Source organism: Microbacterium sp. Leaf351, from assembly GCF_001423825.1.
Taxonomy (GTDB): domain Bacteria; phylum Actinomycetota; class Actinomycetes; order Actinomycetales; family Microbacteriaceae; genus Microbacterium; species Microbacterium ginsengisoli.
In genome coordinates, this window is sequence record NZ_LMPK01000002.1 from 1,155 (window position 1) to 5,450 (window position 4,296).

Annotated in this window: 7 protein-coding genes; 3 read left to right on the forward strand and 4 right to left on the reverse strand. The window is 70.8% G+C overall.

The genetic code is table 11. The features are described 5' to 3' along the window. A partial coding sequence (locus ASG00_RS00470) for a hypothetical protein (protein WP_162238310.1) occupies window positions 1-1,111 on the forward strand: 1,111 nt, incomplete at its 5' end. Between the two features lie 77 nt (window positions 1,112-1,188). Here ASG00_RS00470 and rplI read toward each other — a convergent pair. From rplI to rpsF, 4 genes are all read right to left on the reverse strand, one after another. Further along, window positions 1,189-1,641, reverse strand: coding sequence for a 50S ribosomal protein L9 (rplI, locus tag ASG00_RS00475; protein ID WP_045247874.1), 453 nt, complete (start codon window positions 1,639-1,641; stop codon window positions 1,189-1,191). A gap of 9 nt (window positions 1,642-1,650) precedes the next feature. Beyond that, window positions 1,651-1,905 carry a 30S ribosomal protein S18 gene (gene rpsR, locus ASG00_RS00480; RefSeq protein ID WP_045247875.1) on the reverse strand — a complete coding sequence of 85 codons (255 nt, stop codon included), beginning with the start codon at window positions 1,903-1,905 and terminating at the stop codon, window positions 1,651-1,653. Window positions 1,906-1,970: 65 nt separating this feature from the next. Next, window positions 1,971-2,364 (reverse strand): single-stranded DNA-binding protein (gene ssb, locus ASG00_RS00485; protein WP_235559004.1); only part of this gene is annotated, 394 nt, incomplete at its 5' end. Between the two features lie 66 nt (window positions 2,365-2,430). Then, window positions 2,431-2,790, reverse strand: a complete 360-nt coding sequence (gene rpsF, locus ASG00_RS00490) for a 30S ribosomal protein S6 (RefSeq protein WP_045248006.1) — start codon at window positions 2,788-2,790, stop codon at window positions 2,431-2,433. 228 nt (window positions 2,791-3,018) lie between these two features. Here rpsF and ASG00_RS00495 point away from each other — a divergent pair, with 228 nt between their 5' ends. Both ASG00_RS00495 and ASG00_RS15985 read left to right on the forward strand, forming a co-directional pair. Further along, a complete protein-coding gene (locus ASG00_RS00495) occupies window positions 3,019-3,867 on the forward strand; it encodes a helix-turn-helix transcriptional regulator (protein WP_056206114.1) in 849 nt (282 codons plus the stop codon). Between the two features lie 114 nt (window positions 3,868-3,981). After that, the coding region (locus tag ASG00_RS15985; protein WP_235559005.1) for an AMP-binding protein at window positions 3,982-4,296 on the forward strand (315 nt) is incomplete at its 3' end.

Below are 4,296 nucleotides of genomic sequence, written 5' to 3' on the forward strand. Positions count from 1 at the left end.
ATCCGTCATCGGCATCGCCATCGGCACCGGACTCGCCCTCACGGGCGCGGTGGCCGCCAACGCCGCCACGGGCGACAACACCAACAACGACAACGGCGCCCTCATCGGCGTGCACCTGCCGGTGACCATCACCGGCAGCGGTATCGGCATCGGCGGCACCGCCACCGGCACCGCCACCGGCACCCCCGGTTCGTCGAGCGGGTCGTCCTCCAGCGGATCGTCGTCGAGCAACCCGCTCGGCAACCTGCTCAACGGTGTCATCACGGTCAACCCGAACGCCGTCTCCGGATCGTCCGGAGTGCCGAAGCTTGTTCAGGTCGACGCCCCGGTGACGATCGGCGGCAACGCCGTCGGCGTCGCCGCCAACGCCTCGACATCGACGTCCCCGTCTGCGCCCGCGACCACACCCGGCAAGGGGCTCGTGGGCGTCAACGCACCCGTCACGATCGGCGGCAACGCGGTGGGCGTGCTGGGCAACGCCGTCTCGGGAACGGGCACCGCGGGCGGCGGGTCGTCGGCGAGCAGCAACCCGCTGACCTCGCTCCTGGGCGGACTGTCGTCGAGCAGCAACCCGCTGAGCTCGGCGCTGTCGGGACTGCAGAGCCAGCTTCCCGCCGGTCTGAGCACGCTGGTGCCGAGCCTCGGCACCTCGAGCCTGCCTGCCGGTCTCGACACCCTGGTGCCGGGACTCTCCTCGGCCACCGGAGGCACCGACGTGCTCTCCCCGCTGGTGAACGACGCCCTCAACCCGCTCGTCTCGACAGTGACCGGGCTCGTCAACGGCACCGGGCTCGCGACGGTGAACGTGCCGCTGTCGGCGTCGTGCAACTCGGTCGCGCTGCTCACCCCGAACACGGTGAACTGCCCGACGAACACCACGCCCACCACCCCGACGAACCCCACCAACCCGACGAACCCGACCAACCCGGTTGACCCCGGCACCAACGGATCGATCTTCGGTTCTGCGGCCAGCACGAGCGGCGCCCTCGCCTTCACCGGCGCGGCCGGCCTGTTCCCGCTGATGCTCATGGGCGCCTCGCTCGTCGCCGCCGGTGTGGGCGCCGCGGGCTACTCGGTGATCCGTCGCCGCCGCGTGGCCAGCTTCGCCTGACCCGCATCCCCCCGGAAACGCTGAGGGCCCCGGGATCCGAAAGGATCCCGGGGCCCTCAGCCGTGCGTCGCGCCGGATTACTTCGCGGCGACGACCTGCAGCGTGATCACGGCGGTGACGTCGTCGCGCAGACGGACCGTCGCCTCGTGGGTGCCGACCGACTTGATCGGCGACGTGATGTGGATCTTGCGCTTGTCGAGGTCACCGAGACCGGCGGCCTTGACGGCGTCGGCCACGTCGTCGTTCTTGACGGAACCGAACAGACGCCCCTCGGCGCCGGCCTTGACCGCGAGCTTGACGGAGGACTGCTCGATGTTCGCCTTCAGCGCGAGCGCCTCTTCGTGGTCGTGGATGGCACGGGCCTCACGGGCCGCGCGGATCGACGCGACCTGCTTCTCGCCACCGCGCGTCCACGCGACAGCGAAGCCCTGGGGGATGAGGTAGTTGCGGGCGTACCCGTTCTTGACCTCGACGACGTCGCCGGCGCTACCGAGCCCCGCGACCTCATTGGTGAGAATCAGCTTCGACATGGGTGCTCCTTAGCGGCCTGCGCCGGCGTAGGGCAGGAGCGCCATCTCGCGCGCGTTCTTGATCGCCTTGGCGATCAGACGCTGCTCCTGCACCGAGACACCGGTGATACGACGGGCGCGGATCTTGCCGCGCTCCGAGATGAACTTGCGAAGCGTGGCGACATCCTTGTAGTCGATGACGCCCACGCGGATCGCCTTCGCGGGAGCGGCGACCTTCGCGCCCTTCCGCGGCTTGCGGCGGTCGCCGCTTGCCTTTCCAGCCATGGTGTTCCTTCGTGTGTGTGAGCGGATGCCTCAGGCGCGGGGCCGCGGCATCCGTGATTCGAGATTCAGAACGGAGTGTCGTCGCCGTAGGCGCCCGGGGCGCTCCACGCGTCGGCACTGCTGTTCGAGGAGCCGGGCGTCGACCACGGCTCGTCGGCGACCTGGGCGCGCGATCCGCCGCCGCCGGCGCCGGAACCGCCGGCCGCACGGGTGACCTGTGCGGTGGCGTAGCGCAGCGAGGGGCCGATCTCGTCGACCTCCAGCTCGATCGCAGTGCGGTTGTTGCCGTCACGGTCCTGGTAGGAGCGCTGACGCAGACGACCGGTCGCGATGACACGGCTTCCCTTGGTCAGCGAACCCGCCACGTGCTCGGCGAACTCACGCCAGACCGACGCCCGCAGGAACAGGGCCTCGCCGTCCTTCCACTCGTTCGCCTGACGGTCGAACGTGCGGGGGGTCNCCGCAGCTCGGGGTCGGCCGTGAGGTTGCCCACGACGGTGATGACGGTCTCGCCGGCCATCGTCGTTACGCCTTCGCGACCTTCGCGGCACCGGCGGCGGCCTTGCGGGCAGCCTTCTCGTCGGCGCGCTTCTGCTCGGACGCGATGAGAGCGATGGCCTCTTCGGCGCGGAGCACCTTGGTGCGGAACACGAGCTCGCTGAGGTTCAGCTGGCGGTCGAGCTCCTGCGTGGTCTCGCTGGTCGCGGTGAAGTTGACGACGGCGTAGATGCCCTCGGACTTCTTCTTGATCTCGTAGGCGAGACGGCGGCGGCCCCAGACGTCGACGTTGTCGATCGAGCCACCATCATTCGTGATGACCTTCAGGAACTTGTCGAGGTTCGGGGTGACCTGGCGCTCGTCGAGCTCGGGGTCGAGGATGACCATCAGCTCGTACTGGTGCGTGTGCGTCACTAACCCACCTCCTTCGGACTAGAACGGCTGCCGGGCGTTTCCCGACAGCAGGAGGGTTGATGCACGTGTCCGCGATGCGCGGCGGGAGCCGCACACGGACAACCTTCGAAGTGTATCGGATGCCACGAACCCCCGCCAACCGACGGCGCTTCCCGCGCACGGGCCGGTGCTACGATGCGGCCCAATCATCTGGAGGCGACGATGCCGGACATCAGCGCGGCGGCCCTGCGGCCCGACGACCGCGACCTGCTGCGCGGCATCCTGCGTCGTCTGGCGGGCGGTACGCCCGGCTACGTGCTGATGGCAGGACTGGTCGATCACGACGCGTTCACGATCACCGAGCTCGTGGGCACCGAGACCGACAGCCTGCACCGGCTGTTCGTTCGCGCGGGCGAAGGGGTCGGCGGCGGAGCCGTCGCGCGCGGACGCCCGACGGCGGTCAACGACTACGTGGGAGCGCCGCAGATCTCCCACCAGCACGACGGTGCGGTGCGACGCGAAGGGCTGCGGTCGATGGTCGCCGTGCCGGTGACGGTCGACGGTGCCACCCGCGCGGTGCTCTACGCCGCGACACGCGACGAGGGGAGCCTCGGCGACGCGGTCGCGACGCACCTGCTCGGCGGAGCGCGCGCGATCGGCGGAGAGCTGCACGTGCGGGACGAGGTCGACCGCCGGCTGGCGGCGCTGCGGGGCGTCGACCCCACGGTGCGCGCCGACGACCGGGACGCCCGCGACGCGGTGCGGGTGGCGCACGCCGAACTGACCGCGCTGGCCGCAGCGACCACGGATCCGACGCTCGCCGCCCGCCTGCTCGCCATCGACGCGCAGCTCGTGGGCGCCCGGCAGCACGATGCCCCACAGCTGTCGGCACGGGAGTCGGACGTGCTCGCGCAGGTCGCGCTCGGCTGCACCTATGCCGAGACGGCGCGGCGGCTCACCCTGCAGCCCGACACCGTCAAGGGCTACATGCAGACGATCATGGCGAAACTCGGCGCCCACTCGCGCCATGAGGCCGTCGCGACGGCGCGGCGCCTCGGCCTGCTGCCCTGACGGCCGGCGCCGGCCGACACCCTCCATCGGGGGGTGTGGGGGCCGCGGCATCCGTGTTTGCATCGTGCCACCGCGGCGCGACGGAGCGCCGCCCGGCTGTCGAAGGAGACCCGGATGCCTCACCTCGCCGAACCCACGACGATCACCTCGCCCGTTCCCCTCAGCCCCGCCGCGAACGACGAGCCGCTCACCCCGCTGCGGTTCCTGCAGCGGGCGGCGGAGGTCTTCCCCGACAAGGACGCGATCGTCTACGGCGCGCGCCGCTACTCGTACCGGCGCTTCGCCCACGAGGCCGAGCAACTGGCGCGGGTGCTGCAGGCGCGCATCGAGCCCGGCGACCGCATCGCCTACCTCGTGCCCAACACCCCCGAGATGCTGATCGGCCATTTCGCGGTGCCGCTCGCGGGCGGCGTGCTCGTCGCGATCAAC

Coding starts and splice junctions, on each gene's coding strand:
- rplI (WP_045247874.1), bottom strand. CDS start 1,641: ATGTCGAAGCTGATTCTCACCAATGAGGTCGCGGGGCTCGGTAGCGCC.
- rpsF (WP_045248006.1), bottom strand. CDS start 2,790: ATGGTCATCCTCGACCCCGAGCTCGACGAGCGCCAGGTCACCCCGAAC.
- ASG00_RS00495 (WP_056206114.1), top strand. CDS start 3,019: ATGCCGGACATCAGCGCGGCGGCCCTGCGGCCCGACGACCGCGACCTG.
- rpsR (WP_045247875.1), bottom strand. CDS start 1,905: ATGGCTGGAAAGGCAAGCGGCGACCGCCGCAAGCCGCGGAAGGGCGCG.